This window comes from Mycobacterium sp. SMC-11, from assembly GCF_046250095.1.
GTDB classification, from domain to species: domain Bacteria; phylum Actinomycetota; class Actinomycetes; order Mycobacteriales; family Mycobacteriaceae; genus Mycobacterium; species Mycobacterium heraklionense_A.
This window is the reverse complement of sequence record NZ_CP176430.1, coordinates 2,821,623-2,836,586: the sequence shown is the minus strand read 5'-3', so window position 1 is coordinate 2,836,586 and position 14,964 is coordinate 2,821,623. Positions and strand designations below refer to the sequence as shown.

Below are 14,964 nucleotides of genomic sequence, written 5' to 3'. Positions count from 1 at the left end.
GCCTCGTGTCACCCAGTCTTGCGGTTGTTCGCCTGGATCCGGATCTTCCACTGCCGAGCCGTGCTCACGCCGGCGATGCCGGCGTCGACCTCTACAGCGCGGTCGATGTCGAGTTGGGCCCAGGTCAACGTGCCCTGGTGCCTACCGGGATCGCGGTGGCAATTCCCTTCGGCATGGTCGGTCTCATCCACCCCCGGTCGGGTTTGGCTGCGCGGGTAGGTCTTTCGATCGTCAACAGTCCCGGCACCGTCGACGCGGGCTATCGTGGTGAGATAAAGGTCTCGTTGATCAACCTGGATCCGGCGACGCCGATCGAGATCCACCGCGGCGACCGGATCGCCCAGCTGCTGGTGCAGCGGGTCGAGCTTCCGGAGCTGATCGAGGTGACCTCGTTCGACGAGGCCGGGCTGGAACCGACGACCCGTGGTTCCGGTGGACACGGGTCCTCCGGTGGGCACGCGAGCCTGTGATGGCTTGTGACGACGAAGCGATGAAGATGGGCGGCTGTGATGGCATTCGGTAGGGGTAAAGGCAAGGGCGAGGCGGACGAGCCGACGAGCGCCGGGCCGGAAGCCTCCGGAGCAGCGGACGAGTTCGTATCCGATGCGGAGGAGCTGGAGGGCCCCTTCGACATCGAAGATTTCGACGACCCCGCAGCGGCGACGACGGCCCGACTCGACCTGGGTTCGGTGTTGGTGCCGATGCCCGCCGGCGCTCAGGTCCAGGTCGAACTGAGCGAGGCCGGTGTCCCCAGTGCGGTATGGCTGGTGACGCCCAACGGCCGGTTCAACATCGCCGCCTATGCGGCGCCCAAGTCGCCGGGTCTGTGGCGCGAGGTGGCCGGTGAGCTGGCCGAGGCGCTGCGCAGGGACAACGCGATGGTCAGCATTGTCGATGGGCCGTGGGGCCGGGAGGTGCTGGGTTCGGCGACCGGCGCAGTCCGGTTCATCGGTGTCGACGGTTACCGCTGGATGGTGCGCTGCGTGATCAACGGCCGACCCGAGACCATGGACGTGCTCGCCCAGCAGGCGCGAGAGGCGCTGGCGGACACGGTAGTCCGGCGCGGCGACACTCCGCTGCCGGTGCGCACCCCGCTGCCGGTGCGGCTGCCCGAGCCGATGGCCGAGCAGTTGCGCGCCGCCGCGGCGCAGCAGGCCGCGGCGCAGCAGGCCGCGGCCGAGCAGGCCGCTGCCCAGCAGGCGGCCGCACTGCAGCAGGCCGCCATGTTCGGCGGAGGCGGCGATGTACCGCCCGCGCCGGCCGCACGCCGCAGCGTGGAGGGATCCGCGATGCAGCAGCTGCGCACTATCACCGGCGGTTAGCGAGCCTCGACGCAGGAGAGGTGAAGCTGGGCCGCCGAATCAGGCCCCGGCGACTAGCCCGCAGCGATCGTCAGCGCGTTCACGCAGGCGGTGCCCAAGGCGGTCGGGTCGGCGCCGATCTGGTCCAGCGTGACGGTGCACAACGTCGCGCGCGGGGCGGCGGCGGCCCATTCGGCGGCCGTCTGCAGCGGATGAACCGCGTCGTCGACGGCCGCCGTCACGCCCATCGGCACGGTCAGAGTCGCCAGCTCGGCGTCTGTCGGCGCGACATAGCCCGCAGCCTCTTCCAGAGCGTCGGGCAGCTGCGGCCACTGCGCGGTCCACGAGCGGGTCAGCTCGTCGCCGAGCCAGGTTGGGCTCGACGCCCGCATCTGGGCCACCACCGCTGCCAGCCCGTCGCTGCGCAACTGCCCGGCGCTGTAGCGCGCGGCCTGGGCTGCCGGCGCGTCATCGGGGGAGCCGGTCCAGGCGGGCAGCGCGGCCAGCACCCCGACCACCCGCTCGGGATGGTGCAGGGCCCACGCGGTGGCCACCGCCGCGCCGATCGAGACCCCGCCGGCGAGGATCGGGCCGGATCGGGCGGCGGCCGCATCCAGCGCCTCCAGATAGCCCTCGATGAGGCGCCCGGGCTGCGGGCGATGAGTGACCAATTCGGCACCCACCTGCTGCAACGGAGCGCAGAACGCCCGGCGAATGTAGTCGTCGTCGGATCCGGTCCCCGGCAGCAGGACGGCCGTCACGCCGGGCAGAAACATGCCACCTCTTGATCTTTTGGGTGTTGTCAGCCACCCCGTAGGCAGGTCATGTGGCATTAGGTATTCAACAGGTCTACCGTAGCGTGCGCATACGATTGAGGGAGAGGGCAATGGCTGCTCCGAAAGGGTACCTGCGCCGGCTGACTCGGCGATTGACGGAAGATCCCGAGCTGCGTGACGTCGAAGTGTTGTCCGATGAGGCGCTCAACACCGGCGCGCAGCGCGCGATCGACTGCCAACGCGGCCAAGAGGTCACCATGGTCGGGGTACTGCGCAGCGTCGAAGCCAACGCCAAGGGCTGCGTGGGCGGTGTCCGCGCCGAGCTCTTCGACGGCACCGACACGGTGACGCTGGTGTGGCTGGGGCAGCGACGCATCCCCGGCATCGACTCCGGACGCACCCTGCGGGTGCACGGCCGGCTGGGCAAACTCGAAAGTGGCTGCAAGGCCATCTACAACCCCCACTACGAAATCCAGCAGTGATCGCGCCTCCCTTCGGGCCGGTGCAGCGATGAGTGAGGAATACAGCGCCGAAGGCGCCCAGGGGCCGCAGCGGCTCCTGGAGCAGATCGGCGGGTTGGCCGGGGTGATCTACTCCTCGCTGCCGATCGTGGTGTTCGTGCCGGCGTCCAATCTCTTCGGACTGCGCGTCGCGGTCCTATCGGCGTTGGGCGTGGCCGCGGCGGTGCTGGTGTGGCGCCTGATCCGCAAGCAGTCCAGTCAACCGGCCATCTCCGGTTTCTTCGGGGTCGCCGTCTGTGCCTTGATCGCCTATCTGATGGGTGACTCCAAGGGCTATTTCCTGCTCGGAATCTGGACGTCGCTGATGTGGGCGGTGGTCTTCGCCGCATCGATAGTGATCCGCCGCCCGGTGGTCGGCTATGTCTGGTCCTGGGCCAGCGGCCAGCCCCAGACCTGGCGTGAGCTGCGGTCGGCGGTCTACGCCTACGATCTCGCCACGCTGACCTGGGCGCTGGTGTTCGGCTCCCGCTTCGTGGTCCAGCGACTGCTCTACAACGCCGATCAGACCGGATGGCTGGGAGTGACGCGCATTGCCATGGGCTGGCCGTTGACCGCGGTGGCGGCGGTGGTCACCTACTTGGCGGTCAAATACGTGCAGCGCGCGCTGGATGCGCGGCCCGCCGCGGACGAGGCCGAGCCCGAACCGCGCTCAGTGGGCCGGTAGCAGCAGCGCGCGCAGCTCGGTCTCGACGCCGCTGGATGCGACGAACAGCAGCTCGTCGCCGCCCTCGAGCGGTTCGTCGTCCTGCGGCACGATCACCCGTGTCCCGCGCAGGATCGTCACCAGCGCGGCGTCCCGGGGCAGTGCCAGCTTGCGCACCGGCTTGCCGCCCCAGGGGGTGTCGTCGGGCAGCGTGATCTCCAGCAGGTTGGCCTGACCCTTGCGGAACTCCATGAGCCGCACCAGGTCTCCGACCGCCACCGCCTCCTCGACCAGCGAGGCCAGCATGCGCGGCGTGGACACGGCGACGTCCACGCCCCAGGCGTCGGTGAACAGCCACTCGTTGCGGGGATCGTTGACCCGGGCCACCACCCGCGGTACCGCGAATTCGGTCTTGGCGAGCAAGGACAGCACCACGTTGGCTTTGTCGTCGCCGGTCGCGGCGATCACCACATCGAAGGACTCCAGGTGCACCGACTCCAGCAGACTCAGCTCGCAGGCGTCGCCGAGATGCCACTGCGCGTCGGCGATGTCCTCGGTGTCGACATGATCGGGGTTGCGCTCGATCAATGTCACCTGGTGATCGCTGTCGAGAAGCTCGCGCGCAATCGATCGTCCGACCGCGCCGGCGCCGGCTACCGCTACCTTCATTTGCGCCGCTCCTCAACCCTGGCTACGCAGGCTCCGCCAGCGCCTTCGTCGACGGCGCGCTTCATTTGTCCAGATCCTCGCTCGGCGGCAACGCGGCGATCGCGATCGCTTCGGCGACCCGGCCGGACACCGCCACGATGTACACCTGGTCGCTGGCCTGAATCACCGTCTTGGGCTCGGGCAGGATGCCGGTGCCGAATCGGATCAAGAACGCCACCCGGGCGTTGGTGGCGGCCTCCAGGTCGGTGACGGGGCGACCGATCCAGTCTTCGTGCAGGACGACCTCGGCGACGGCGACCGTGCCGGTGGGGTCACGCCACTTGGTGGTCTCGCTTTCCCGGGTCAGCGCGTCGAGCAGCCGATCGGTGGTCCACGGCACCGTGGCGATGGTCGGGATGCCCAGGCGCTCGTAGACCGCGGCCCGCTTGGCGTCATAGATACGGGCGACCACCCGCGAGACGCCGAAGGTCTCCCGGGCCAGCCGCGCCGCGATGATGTTGGAGTTGTCACCGGAGGACACCGCGGCGAACGCGGCGGCTTCCTCGATGCCCGCTCGCAGCAGTACATCGCGGTCGAAGCCCATACCGAGCACCCGCTCGCCGTTGAACTCCGGGCTGAGCCGGTTGAACGCGGTGCTGTCGCGGTCGATGATGGCGACCTCATGGCCGATCCGGGACAGCCCGTCGGCGAGCGAGGCCCCCACCCGGCCGCAACCCATCACAACTACCCGCACGTGCTGTGTCCTTTCAGGTCCCCTGGGCCGACTTTCGGCTGGTTATCGACCGCAATAGTGCCCGTATTCGGTGAACGCTACCGCCAGTGCCCGCCTGGCTTACCCTTGGCTCTCGTGTCGAAGATTTCCACCGCTGCGCGGCGCCTGGTTCTGGGTCAGCCCTTTCGCAGCGATCGGCTAAGCCACACGCTGCTGCCCAAGCGCATCGCCCTGCCGGTATTCGCCTCCGACGCGTTGTCCTCGGTGGCTTATGGACCGGAAGAAATCTTTCTGGTGTTGTCGGTGGCGGGTCTGGCCGCGTATCGGATGACGCCGTGGGTAGGCCTGGCCGTCGCATTCGTGTTCATCACCGTGGTCGCCTCGTACCGCCAGAACGTGCACGCCTACCCCTCCGGCGGCGGCGACTACGAGGTGGTCACCACCAACTTGGGTGCCACCGCGGGCCTGACCGTGGCCAGCGCGTTGATGGTGGATTACGTTCTGACGGTTGCGGTCTCGATCTCATCGGGGATTGCCAACATCGGCTCGGCGATACCGTTCATCGCCGAGCACAAGGTCGTGTTCGCGGTCGGGACCGTGATCGTGGTGGCGGCGGCCAATCTGCGGGGCATCCGAGAATCGGGCACCGCGTTCGCCATCCCGACATATGCGTTCATGATCGGGGTCTTCGCCATGCTGGGGTGGGGGATGTTCCAGATCTTCGTGATGGGCAACCCTTTGCAGGCCGAATCGGCCGAGTTCAAAATCCACTCCACCCAGGGCGAGATGGTAGGGGTGGCCCTGGTGTTCCTGGTGGCGAAATCGTTCTCATCGGGATGTGCCGCACTGACCGGGGTGGAGGCGATCAGCAACGGAGTGCCGGCCTTCCGCAAACCGAAGTCGCGCAACGCCGCCACCACGCTGCTGATGCTGGGTGTGATCGCGGTGACACTGATGATGGGCATCATCGTGTTGGCCCGCGAGACCGGGGTGAAGATCGCCGCTCGCCCGCACGAACAGCTAATCGGCGCGCCGGTGGACTACGAGCAGAAGACTCTGCTGGCTCAGCTGGCCGAGGCGGTGTTCCGGGGCTTTCCACCCGGTCTGTGGATCATCGCCGGCGTCACGGCGCTGATTCTGGCGCTCGCCGCCAACACCGCGTTCAACGGTTTCCCGGTGCTGGGTTCGATCTTGGCGCAAGACCGCTACCTGCCGCGCCAGCTGCACACCCGCGGCGACCGGCTGGCGTTCTCCAACGGCATCGTGTTCCTCGCCGTGGTGGCCATCGCCTTCATCGTGGCGTTCGGCGCGGAGGTGACCGCACTGATCCAGCTCTACATCGTCGGGGTGTTCGTCTCCTTCACGCTGAGTCAGATCGGGATGGTCCGGCACTGGAACCGGTTGCTGCGTAACGAAACCGACCGTGCGGCCCGGGTCAAGATGATGCGATCCCGAGTGGTCAACACCATCGGATTCGTGGCTACCGGGTTGGTGTTGATCGTGGTGATCGCCACCAAGTTCGTCGCCGGCGCGTGGATTGCGATCGTGGCGATGTCGGTGCTGTTCCTATTGATGAAAATGATCCGCCGGCATTACGACACCGTCAGCCAGGAGTTGGCCGAGCAGTCGGCCGCGCTGGACGACCAGGCGGTGCTGCCCAGCCGCAACCACGCCCTGGTGCTGGTGTCCAAGCTGCACCTGCCGACCCGCCGCGCGCTGGCTTACGCGCGGGCAACGCGCCCCGACGCGTTGGAGGCGATCACTGTCAACGTCGACGACACCGAAACCCGCGCCCTGGTGCGCGAGTGGGAGGATAGCGATATCACCGTCCCGCTCAAGGTGATTGCATCGCCGTACCGCGAGGTCACCCGACCGGTGCTCGATTACGTCAAACGCATCAGCAAGGAGTCGCCACGCACCGTGGTGACCGTTTACATCCCCGAATACGTGGTGGGCCACTGGTGGGAGCAGTTGCTCCACAACCAGAGCGCGCTGCGGCTCAAGACCCGGCTGTTGTTCATGCCGCAGGTCATGGTCACCTCGGTGCCCTGGCAGCTGAACTCCTCGGAGCGGCGCAAAGTCTTGGAGCCGCATCACGCGCCCGGCGACACCCGGAGAGGCTTCTTAGAGTGATCGACCAGGAATTGGTCTTGACGACCGGGGCGCCGGCGAACGGCGGCAGCTGCGTGGCGCGCCACGACGGCAGGGTCGTTTTCGTGCGCTATGCGCTGCCCGGGGAGCAGGTACGAGTGCGGATCACCGCCGAGCGGGGCTCGTATTGGCACGGTGAATGTGTGGAGGTGCTCGAACCCGCGGCGGGCCGGGTGCCATCGCTGTGTTCGATCGCCGGGGTCGACGGCGCCGGTTGCTGCGACCTGGCGTTCGCCGATCCGGCTGTGGCACGCGAGCTCAAGGGTGCGGTGGTGTCCAATCAGCTGGCGAGGCTCGGCGGCCACGAGTGGGAGGGTGCTGCCGAACCGGTTGGCGACGACGGACCGACCGGTTGGCGCACCCGGGTCCGCTTGGACGTCGGCGCCGACGGACGGGCGGGATTCCACCGATATCACAGTGATGAGCTGGTGACCGACCTGCAGTGCGGGCAGCTGCCGGCCGGAATGATCAAGGGACTGGCCGAACAGTCCTGGCGGCCAGGCGATCACCTGCACGTAGTGGCCGACGACGACGGTGTCCGACATGTGGTGAGCACCGGGCGCGACCACCGTCCGCAGGTCATGGAGGGCGACTATCACGCCACCCAGTGGGTGGGCCGCCGGCGTTGGCAGATTCCGGTGACGTCGTTCTGGCAGGCGCATCGCCGGGCCGCCGCGCTCTACAGCGCGTTGGTCGGCCAGTGGGCGCAGGCCGACACCGGGATGACCGCCTGGGATCTTTACGGCGGGGCCGGGATCTTCGCCGCGGCGCTGGCCGAGGCGGTGGGGGAGTCGGGCCGGGTGATCAGTGCCGACACGTCACGGGCCGCGACCGGGGCCGCGCGGGCCGCGCTGGCCGACCTGCCGCAGGTATCGGTGCGCACCGATTCGGTGCGCAGGGTGTTGAGCGATGCGCACTCCGGCGCCGACGTCGCGGTGCTGGACCCGCCGCGCGCCGGTGCCGGGCGGGAGGTGATCGAGGCGCTGGCCGCCGCGGGTGTACCGCGTATTGTGCACATCGGTTGCGAGGCAGCGTCTTTCGCTCGAGACATCGGTCTGTACCGTGCCCAGGGGTATGCCGTGGAGCAGATCCGCGTGTTCGACGCGTTCCCGCTGACCCACCACGTGGAGTGCGTCGCGCTGCTAACGCGCTGACTGCTCGCGCCAGCGGTCCAGCAGCGCAGGTATCTCGGCGAGCAGAAACGTGTAGAAGTCCCGCATCTGGGTGAGCCGATGGTGGGCCGGATGGTCGGCGCCGACGGCCGTGATCCCGGCTGCCGCGGCGTCTTGCATCGCTGAGATCGCCACGTTCTGGTTGGTGAACAGCACCGCCCACGCGTCGTCACGCAGCCGATAGTGCTCACGGCGGCTGGCCGGAACCGGAACGCGCTCGGCCAGCCCGACCGCGGTCAGCATCTTCATCGCCCCGGAGATCGCGCCCGCGCTGGCCTGCAGCTTCTCGGCCAGCTCGCCCATCGTCATCGTGGACTGTTCGGTGAACAGCAGGGTGGCCAGAACCCGGGCGGTCATGCGCTGCAGCCCGAGACCGGTCAACGTCAGCGCGAGTTGTTCGGCGATATCCGCGTCATCTGCCACCGGAAACTCCTAATGTTCACTAATTTCTGAAATATCAGTATATTCGAGCGGGTGTTGAACGACGGCGGGACCACCGACGTGATCCGGGTGCGCGGACTCACCTACAGCTACCCGAAAGCCCCGCAGCCGGCGGTTCGCGGCATGGACTTCTCGGTCGACCGCGGTGAGATTTTCGGCTTCCTGGGCCCCAGCGGTGCAGGCAAGTCCACGACGCAGAAACTGCTCATCGGCCTGTTGCGCGGCCACGGCGGCCAGGCCCAGGTCTGGGGCCGCGACCCGGTGGCATGGGGACCCGACTACTACCAGCGCATCGGGGTGTCCTTCGAACTGCCCAATCACTATCAAAAGCTCACCGGACGCGAGAATCTGCAGTTCTTCGCCTCGCTGTACGCCGGCGAGACCGCCGACCCGATGGCCCTGCTGGACGCCGTCGGCCTGACCGAATACGCCAACACCCGGGTGGGCGATTACTCCAAAGGCATGCAAATGCGCCTGACCTTCGTTCGGGCACTGATCCACCACCCCGAACTGATCTTTCTCGACGAACCCACGTCCGGTCTGGACCCGGTCAACGCCAACAAGGTCAAAGACATGGTGCGCGATCTCAAGGCACGCGGCCGGACGGTCTTCCTGACCACCCATGACATGGCCACCGCCGACGAACTGTGCGACCGGGCGGCATTCGTCGTCGACGGCAGGATCGTCGCCCTGGACGCGCCGGCCGAGTTGAAGATCGCCCGCAGTCAACGAATGGTGCGAGTGACCTACCGGTCCGAGCAGGGCGGCCTGGCGAACGCGGACTTCGCCATGGACACCCTGGCTGACGATCCGGCGTTTCACGCGGTGTTGCGCGAACGACAGATCGAGACGATCCACAGCCGCGAAGCCAGCCTCGATGACGTGTTCGTCGAGGTCACCGGCAGGCAGCTCACATGAGCCGGCTGGCTGCCGCGCTACGTCTGGAGCTGATGCTGCAGGTCCGGCAGAAGTTCCTGCACGCCGCGGTGTTCTCTGGTCTGATCTGGCTCGCGGTGCTGCTGCCGATGCCGGCGCGGCTGCGCACGGCCGCCGAACCGTATGTGCTGATGGGCGATACGGCCATCATCGGATTCTTCTTCATCGCCGGGACGGTGTTCTTCGACAAGCAGGATCGGACCCTGTCGGCGATCGTCGCCACACCGCTGCGATTCGGCGAGTACCTGACCGCGAAACTCACTCCGCTGGCCGGGATCTCACTGGCGGTGGCCGTGGTGGTGGCCGGCGTGGATCGCGTTGGCTACCACCCGATTCCACTGCTGACGGGGGTGCTGCTGGCGACCCTGGTAATGCTACTGGTCGGATTCACCACGTCACTGCCGTTCGCGTCGATCAGCGACTGGTTCCTGACGGCGACGATCCCACTGGCGGTGATGTCACTGCCGATGCTGCACTACTCGGGGGTGTGGCCGTCACCGCTCTGCTACCTGATTCCGAGTCAGGGGCCGTTGCTGCTGTTCGGCGCCGCCTTCGATCAGCTCGCCCTGGCGCCCTGGCAGATCGCGTACGCGCTGATCTATCCCACACTGTGTATCGGCGGGTTGTACTTGGCGGGCCGGAAACTGTTCGCCCACTACATCATCGAGCGATCGTGATGGCGGGCTGGCGCGCGGCGACCGCGTTCGGTCGCAATGATCTGCGGGGCACCTATCGTGACCCGCTATTGGTGATGATCGTGCTGGCGCCGGTGATCTGGACCACCGGGGTAGCGGTGCTGACGCCGCGGGTCACCACCATGCTCGCCGAGCGCTACGCGTTCGACCTGGTGCCCTACTACCCGTTGGTACTCACCGCATTTCTGTTGCTGACGTCGATCATCATCACCGGTGGCCTGGCCGCGTTCCTGGTGCTCGACGAAGTCGACGCCGGCACGCTGACCGCGCTGCGCGTCACTCCGGTTCGGCTGTCGGTGTTCTTCGGCTACCGGGTGGCCACCGTGATGGTGGTGACGACTGCCTACGTGATCACCACCCTGTCGTTCAGCGGGATACTTCAACCGGGCCTGCTGCCATCGCTGATTCCGATCGGTCTGCTGGCGGGCCTGTCCGCGGTGGTGACTCTGCTGTTGATCCTGGCCATGGCCAGCAACAAGATTCAGGGACTGGCCGCGTTGCGTGGCCTGGGCATGCTGATCGCCGGGCTGCCGTGCCTGCCGTGGTTCATCGACTCGGGCTGGAACCTGGCGTTCGGGGTGTTGCCGCCGTACTGGGCGGTCAAGGCATTCTGGGTGGCCGGCGACCACGGTGTGTGGTGGCCATATCTGGTCGGTGGGGTCGTCTACAACCTGGCGGTCGCGATACCGCTGTATCGCCGCTTCGTCGCCAAGAACACGTGAGGGCGCTGCGATGGTTGAACGTCAGCCAAACACGAAGTAGCGCAACCACAGATACACCGCCGTCAGCGCGACCGAGACGGCGGTGACCACAATGCCCTTGCGGGTGAACTCCCAGAATGAGATGGGATTGTCTGACCGGCGGGCGATTCCGAGCATCACCACGTTGGCGCTGGCTCCGACGGCGGTCAGGTTGCCGCCGAAGTCTGCGCCCAGTGCCAGCGCCCACCACAGCGCGTCGGGATGCACGTTGGTGGGCAGGGTGGTGCTCAGCTCGGCCACGATCGGCGTCATGGTTGCCACGTAGGGGATGTTGTCGATGATCCCGGACACCGGCGCCGACACCCCCAAGATGCCCATCGTGGTCAACAGTGCATTGCCGTCGGTAACCGCGGTGGCAGCTTTGGCGAGGGCGGCGATCACGCCGGTATCCACCAGGGCGCCAACCATTACGAACAGCCCGGCGAAGAACAACAGCGTCTCCCACTCGACCCCGGACAGATACTCCGAGCGCTCCAGACCGGAGGTCAGGATCAAGATCCCCGCACCGAGCAGGGCGACCACCGATTGCTCGAGGTGTAGCGCCGAATGCCCGATGAATGCGGCGAACACCGCGGCGAGCACCAGCCCGCACTTGATCAGCAGGCCGCGATCACGGATTGCTTCACCCTCCTCCAGTGCCATCACGTCGGCGACCCGCTCGGGGTCGACGGCGAACGACCCGGGAAACAGACGGGGCAACATGAGGATGAACGCGGCGATGACGATCGCGACGATAGGCGCCAGGTTCAGCAGGAAGGAATTGAACGACAATCCTCCTCGGCTGGCGATGATGATGTTGGGTGGATCACCGACCAGGGTTGCGGCGCCGCCGATGTTGGATGCGAACACCTCGGCCATCAGAAACGGTGCGGCGCTGATGTCCAGCCGGTCACAGACCAGCAGTGTGACCGGGGCGATAAGCAGCACGGTGGTGACGTTGTCCAGCAACGCTGAGGCCACCGCGGTCACCAGCACCAGCAGGATCATGATCCGCAGCGGGGAACCCTTGGCGCGCTTGGCGGCCCAGATGGCGATGTACTCGAAGACGCCGGTCTGGCGCAGCACGCTGACGATGATCATCATGCCCAGCAGCAGGAAGATGACGTCCCAGTCGATACCGGTCGCGCGGGAATAGAAGATGTCATCGGACGATATGACCGGCAGGATGACGACAGCCGCCGCGCCGGCCAGCGCTACCACGGTCTTGTTGACGCGATCGGCGGCGATGAACGCGTAGGCGGTCAGAAACACCGCGACCGCAATGAAGGCCATCAGCGGATCAGACTCTCAGCGCCGCGGCAAGCAACCGCGACGCGGTGATGACCCCGTGCAGCTCACCATCCTTGACGACGGCAATCAAAGGGCTGTGCAGTCGGGCCATCATGGCGGCCACTTCGATCACGGTGGCGTCGGCGTCGGCGGCCGGCACGTCTCGTAGGTGTTCGGGCAGCACGTCGCGCACCGTCTTGCCGCGCAGCTTCTCCGCCGAGCGGTCCGCCGCTGTCTCGCTCAGTACGCCCGCCAGTGATGGGTCGTCCTGGACGTAGCCCGGGACGATGAAGCGCACCACCTGGGAGGCCGGCAGCACCGCGTACGGTTTGCCGGCCGCGTCGGTCACAACGATGCCGGGCAACCGGTGCTCGGCCAATAACCTCGCAGCGGCCAGCGCGTCGGAGTCGATAGTTACCACCGGGAATTCTTCGGCGATCTGTTCGGCCTGCACACGACGACGATACGGTGGGTGCCCGCGGCCATGCGTAGACTGACCGGATGCTTGAAGGGATCCGCGGCCCCGCCGATCTGCAGCACCTCTCGCAGGCTCAGCTGACCGATCTGGCGGCGGAAATCCGTGAGTTCCTGATCCACAAGGTCGCCGCGACCGGCGGGCATCTGGGTCCCAACCTGGGTGTGGTGGAGCTGACGTTGGCGCTGCACCGGGTGTTCGACTCTCCGCACGACCCGATCATCTTCGACACCGGGCATCAGGCCTACGTGCACAAGATGCTGACCGGGCGCAGCCGCGACTTCGACACCCTGCGCAAGAAGGGTGGGCTGTCGGGCTACCCGTCGCGCGCCGAGAGCGAGCACGACTGGGTGGAGTCCAGCCACGCCAGTTCGGCGCTGTCCTACGCCGACGGCCTGGCCAAAGCCTTCGAGCTGACCGGGCACCGCAACCGGCATGTGGTGGCCGTCGTCGGTGACGGCGCCCTGACCGGCGGCATGTGCTGGGAGGCGCTCAACAACATCGCCGCAGGCAACCGCCCGGTGGTGGTCGTAGTCAATGACAACGGCCGCAGTTACGCGCCCACCATCGGTGGCTTCGCCGACCACCTGGCCGCACTGCGGCTGCAGCCCGCCTACGAGCGCCTGCTGGAGCGGGGCCGCACCGCGATCCGCGGGGTGCCGGTCGTGGGGGAACTCGGCTACCAGGTGATCCACAGCTTCAAGGCGGGGCTCAAGGATGCGCTGGCACCGCAGGCGCTCTTCACCGACCTCGGCCTGAAATACCTGGGCCCGATCGACGGTCATGACGAGGCCGCGGTGGAATCCGCGCTGCGCCGCGCACGGGGCTTCGGCGGGCCGGTGATCGTGCACGTGGTCACCCAAAAGGGCAAGGGCTACGGCCCGGCCGAGAACGACGAGGCCGAGCAGATGCACGCCTGCGGGGTGATCGATCCGCTGACCGGCAACGCAACCGAGACCGCCGGGCGCGGTTGGACGGCGGTGTTCTCCGACGCGCTCATCGAGTACGGCACCAAGCGCCGTGATGTCGTCGCCATCACCGCCGCCATGCCGGGCCCCACGGGGCTCGCGCCGTTCGGACAGCGTTTTCCGGATCGGATGTTCGACGTCGGGATCGCCGAGCAACACGCTATGACATCCGCGGCGGGCTTGGCGATGGGCGGTCTGCACCCGGTGGTGGCGGTGTATTCGACGTTCCTCAACCGCGCCTTCGACCAGCTCGTGATGGATGTCGCGCTGCACAAGCTGCCGGTGACGCTGGTGTTGGACCGGTCCGGGATCACCGGGCCCGACGGCGCCAGTCACAACGGCATGTGGGATCTATCGGTGCTGGGGATCGTGCCCGGAATCCGGGTAGCCGCACCTCGCGACGGCATCCGGCTGCGCGAAGAGCTCGGCGAAGCGCTCGACATCCATGACGGGCCCACCGCGTTGCGATTCCCCAAAGGGGATGTGGGCGAAGATATTCCCGCCATCGAGCGGCGCGCTGGGGTGGACGTGCTGGCGGTCCCGGCCGACGGTTTGCCCCAAGACGTCCTGCTGGTCGCGGTCGGCGCGTTCGCGCCGATGGCATTGGCCGTGGCCGACCGACTGCACAACCAGGGCATCGGGGTGACGGTGATCGACCCGCGTTGGGTGCTTCCGGTGCCGGAGGTGCTCATCGAGATGGCCCGCGCGCACAAGCTGGTGGTCACCTGCGAGGACAACGGCGTCGCCGGCGGTATCGGCTGGGCGGTCTCGGCGGCGCTGCGGAGTGCCGAGATCGACCAGCCCTGCCGCGACGTCGCTCTGCCGCAGCGTTTCTACGACCACGCCTCGCGCGGCGAGCTGCTGGCCGAGGTCGGCCTGACCGCCCAGGACGTGGCCCGCCAGATCACCGGCTGGGTGGCGGCGATGGGCGCCTCCAACTGCGTCGACGAGGTCAGCGAGCGGCTGGACTAGCTCACGCCGGAGATCGGCGGCCACACCGCGTCGAACACCCACGCGAACACGAACGTGTAGACCAGGAAGAACGCTAGCAGGCCGATCTCGAGACCGAAGGCCTGTACCAGCGACACCTTCAACAGCGCGGCCACGATCGGTAACAGCAGCACCACCAGGCCACCTTCGAAGCCGATGGCGTGCACGATCCGTCGGCTCACCGTGCGGGTCGCGGAGTCCTGACGGCGTTCCCATGCCTCGAACGCGGTGGTCCAGACGTAGTTCCAGATCACCGCGACTGTTGATGCCGCTACTGCCACGGCACCTGAACTGCCGCCGCCGAATCCCAGCACGGTCAGTCCGGCAGTGGTCAGCGCAACGGCGACCAGTTCGTAGCTGATGACGTAGACGATGCGACGAAAAGCCGGTGACACGAGGTCCTCCCAGAAGAATCAACCATGGGAAGTCCTTGACGGTTCGCGTCCACGGTTAGCGTGACGTGAGAAGCGCTGGCCGAACACTG

At 67.1% G+C, this 14,964-nt stretch carries 17 protein-coding genes; 10 read left to right on the top strand and 7 right to left on the bottom strand.

The features are described 5' to 3' along the window. Positions 1 to 5 precede the first annotated feature (5 nt). Both dut and ACKY0X_RS13300 read left to right on the top strand, forming a co-directional pair. Positions 6 to 470: a dUTP diphosphatase gene (gene dut, locus ACKY0X_RS13305; protein ID WP_409426408.1), complete on the top strand. Its 465-nt coding sequence runs from the start codon at positions 6 to 8 to the stop codon at positions 468 to 470. A 39-nt stretch (positions 471 to 509) separates the two neighbouring features. Then, a complete protein-coding gene (locus ACKY0X_RS13300) occupies positions 510 to 1,322 on the top strand; it encodes a DUF3710 domain-containing protein (RefSeq protein WP_065040825.1) in 813 nt (270 codons plus the stop codon). Positions 1,323 to 1,375: 53 nt separating this feature from the next. Here ACKY0X_RS13300 and ACKY0X_RS13295 read toward each other — a convergent pair whose 3' ends face one another. Further along, entirely contained in the window at positions 1,376 to 2,077 is a 702-nt protein-coding gene (locus ACKY0X_RS13295) for an alpha/beta hydrolase (RefSeq protein WP_409426407.1), read from the bottom strand. 110 nt (positions 2,078 to 2,187) lie between these two features. Here ACKY0X_RS13295 and ACKY0X_RS13290 point away from each other — a divergent pair, with 110 nt between their 5' ends. Together ACKY0X_RS13290 and ACKY0X_RS13285 are read left to right on the top strand one after the other, a co-directional pair. Further along, positions 2,188 to 2,559 carry an OB-fold nucleic acid binding domain-containing protein gene (locus ACKY0X_RS13290; RefSeq protein WP_409426406.1) on the top strand — a complete coding sequence of 124 codons (372 nt, stop codon included), beginning with the start codon at positions 2,188 to 2,190 and terminating at the stop codon, positions 2,557 to 2,559. Positions 2,560 to 2,587: 28 nt separating this feature from the next. Beyond that, on the top strand, positions 2,588 to 3,262 hold the full coding sequence (locus ACKY0X_RS13285) for a DUF3159 domain-containing protein (RefSeq protein WP_409426405.1): 675 nt from the start codon (positions 2,588 to 2,590) through the stop codon (positions 3,260 to 3,262). Here the strand turns inward: ACKY0X_RS13285 and ACKY0X_RS13280 are convergent. Together ACKY0X_RS13280 and ACKY0X_RS13275 are read right to left on the bottom strand one after the other, a co-directional pair. Next, entirely contained in the window at positions 3,248 to 3,910 is a 663-nt protein-coding gene (locus tag ACKY0X_RS13280) for a potassium channel family protein (protein ID WP_065040822.1), read from the bottom strand. The two genes, ACKY0X_RS13285 and ACKY0X_RS13280, sit on opposite strands and share 15 nt — an antisense overlap. Before the next feature lie 61 nt (positions 3,911 to 3,971). Further along, the gene (locus ACKY0X_RS13275) at positions 3,972 to 4,643 is read right to left on the bottom strand and encodes a potassium channel family protein (protein ID WP_024441570.1); all 672 of its coding nucleotides are present in this window, start codon (positions 4,641 to 4,643) and stop codon (positions 3,972 to 3,974) included. Between the two features lie 114 nt (positions 4,644 to 4,757). On the opposite strand from ACKY0X_RS13275, the gene ACKY0X_RS13270 reads away from it, so the two are divergent. Together ACKY0X_RS13270 and ACKY0X_RS13265 are read left to right on the top strand one after the other, a co-directional pair. After that, positions 4,758 to 6,755: an APC family permease gene (locus ACKY0X_RS13270; protein WP_409426404.1), complete on the top strand. Its 1,998-nt coding sequence runs from the start codon at positions 4,758 to 4,760 to the stop codon at positions 6,753 to 6,755. Then, a complete protein-coding gene (locus ACKY0X_RS13265) occupies positions 6,752 to 7,927 on the top strand; it encodes a class I SAM-dependent RNA methyltransferase (protein ID WP_409426403.1) in 1,176 nt (391 codons plus the stop codon). The genes ACKY0X_RS13270 and ACKY0X_RS13265 overlap by 4 nt, the downstream gene beginning before the upstream one ends. Here ACKY0X_RS13265 and ACKY0X_RS13260 read toward each other — a convergent pair. Continuing rightward, complete coding sequence (locus ACKY0X_RS13260; RefSeq protein WP_409429625.1) at positions 7,916 to 8,302, bottom strand: GbsR/MarR family transcriptional regulator; 387 nt, start codon at positions 8,300 to 8,302, stop codon at positions 7,916 to 7,918. The genes ACKY0X_RS13265 and ACKY0X_RS13260 overlap by 12 nt on opposite strands. Positions 8,303 to 8,419: 117 nt before the next feature. On the opposite strand from ACKY0X_RS13260, the gene ACKY0X_RS13255 reads away from it, so the two are divergent. From ACKY0X_RS13255 to ACKY0X_RS13245, 3 genes are read left to right on the top strand one after another with little or no spacing between them, the layout of a single operon-like run. Continuing rightward, positions 8,420 to 9,304, top strand: coding sequence for an ABC transporter ATP-binding protein (locus ACKY0X_RS13255; protein ID WP_409426402.1), 885 nt, complete (start codon positions 8,420 to 8,422; stop codon positions 9,302 to 9,304). Then, on the top strand, positions 9,301 to 9,999 hold the full coding sequence (locus ACKY0X_RS13250) for a fluoroquinolone transporter permease (protein ID WP_409426401.1): 699 nt from the start codon (positions 9,301 to 9,303) through the stop codon (positions 9,997 to 9,999). Before ACKY0X_RS13255 ends, ACKY0X_RS13250 begins: the two co-directional genes overlap by 4 nt. Continuing rightward, a complete protein-coding gene (locus ACKY0X_RS13245) occupies positions 9,999 to 10,739 on the top strand; it encodes an ABC transporter permease (protein WP_409429624.1) in 741 nt (246 codons plus the stop codon). The genes ACKY0X_RS13250 and ACKY0X_RS13245 overlap by 1 nt, the downstream gene beginning before the upstream one ends. Before the next feature lie 21 nt (positions 10,740 to 10,760). Here ACKY0X_RS13245 and ACKY0X_RS13240 read toward each other — a convergent pair whose 3' ends face one another. Together ACKY0X_RS13240 and ACKY0X_RS13235 are read right to left on the bottom strand one after the other, a co-directional pair. Beyond that, positions 10,761 to 12,050: an SLC13 family permease gene (locus tag ACKY0X_RS13240; RefSeq protein WP_409426400.1), complete on the bottom strand. Its 1,290-nt coding sequence runs from the start codon at positions 12,048 to 12,050 to the stop codon at positions 10,761 to 10,763. A 7-nt stretch (positions 12,051 to 12,057) separates the two neighbouring features. After that, the gene (locus tag ACKY0X_RS13235) at positions 12,058 to 12,501 is read right to left on the bottom strand and encodes a CBS domain-containing protein (RefSeq protein ID WP_409426399.1); all 444 of its coding nucleotides are present in this window, start codon (positions 12,499 to 12,501) and stop codon (positions 12,058 to 12,060) included. Positions 12,502 to 12,548: 47 nt separating this feature from the next. Between ACKY0X_RS13235 and dxs the strand changes: the two genes are divergently transcribed. Next, positions 12,549 to 14,462 (top strand): 1-deoxy-D-xylulose-5-phosphate synthase, encoded by a 1,914-nt coding sequence (gene dxs, locus ACKY0X_RS13230; protein WP_409426398.1) that lies wholly within the window; start codon positions 12,549 to 12,551, stop codon positions 14,460 to 14,462. On the opposite strand, the gene ACKY0X_RS13225 is transcribed toward dxs, so the two are convergent. Then, entirely contained in the window at positions 14,459 to 14,875 is a 417-nt protein-coding gene (locus tag ACKY0X_RS13225) for a PACE efflux transporter (protein WP_409426397.1), read from the bottom strand. The genes dxs and ACKY0X_RS13225 overlap by 4 nt on opposite strands. Between the last annotated feature and the right edge of the window lie 89 nt (positions 14,876 to 14,964).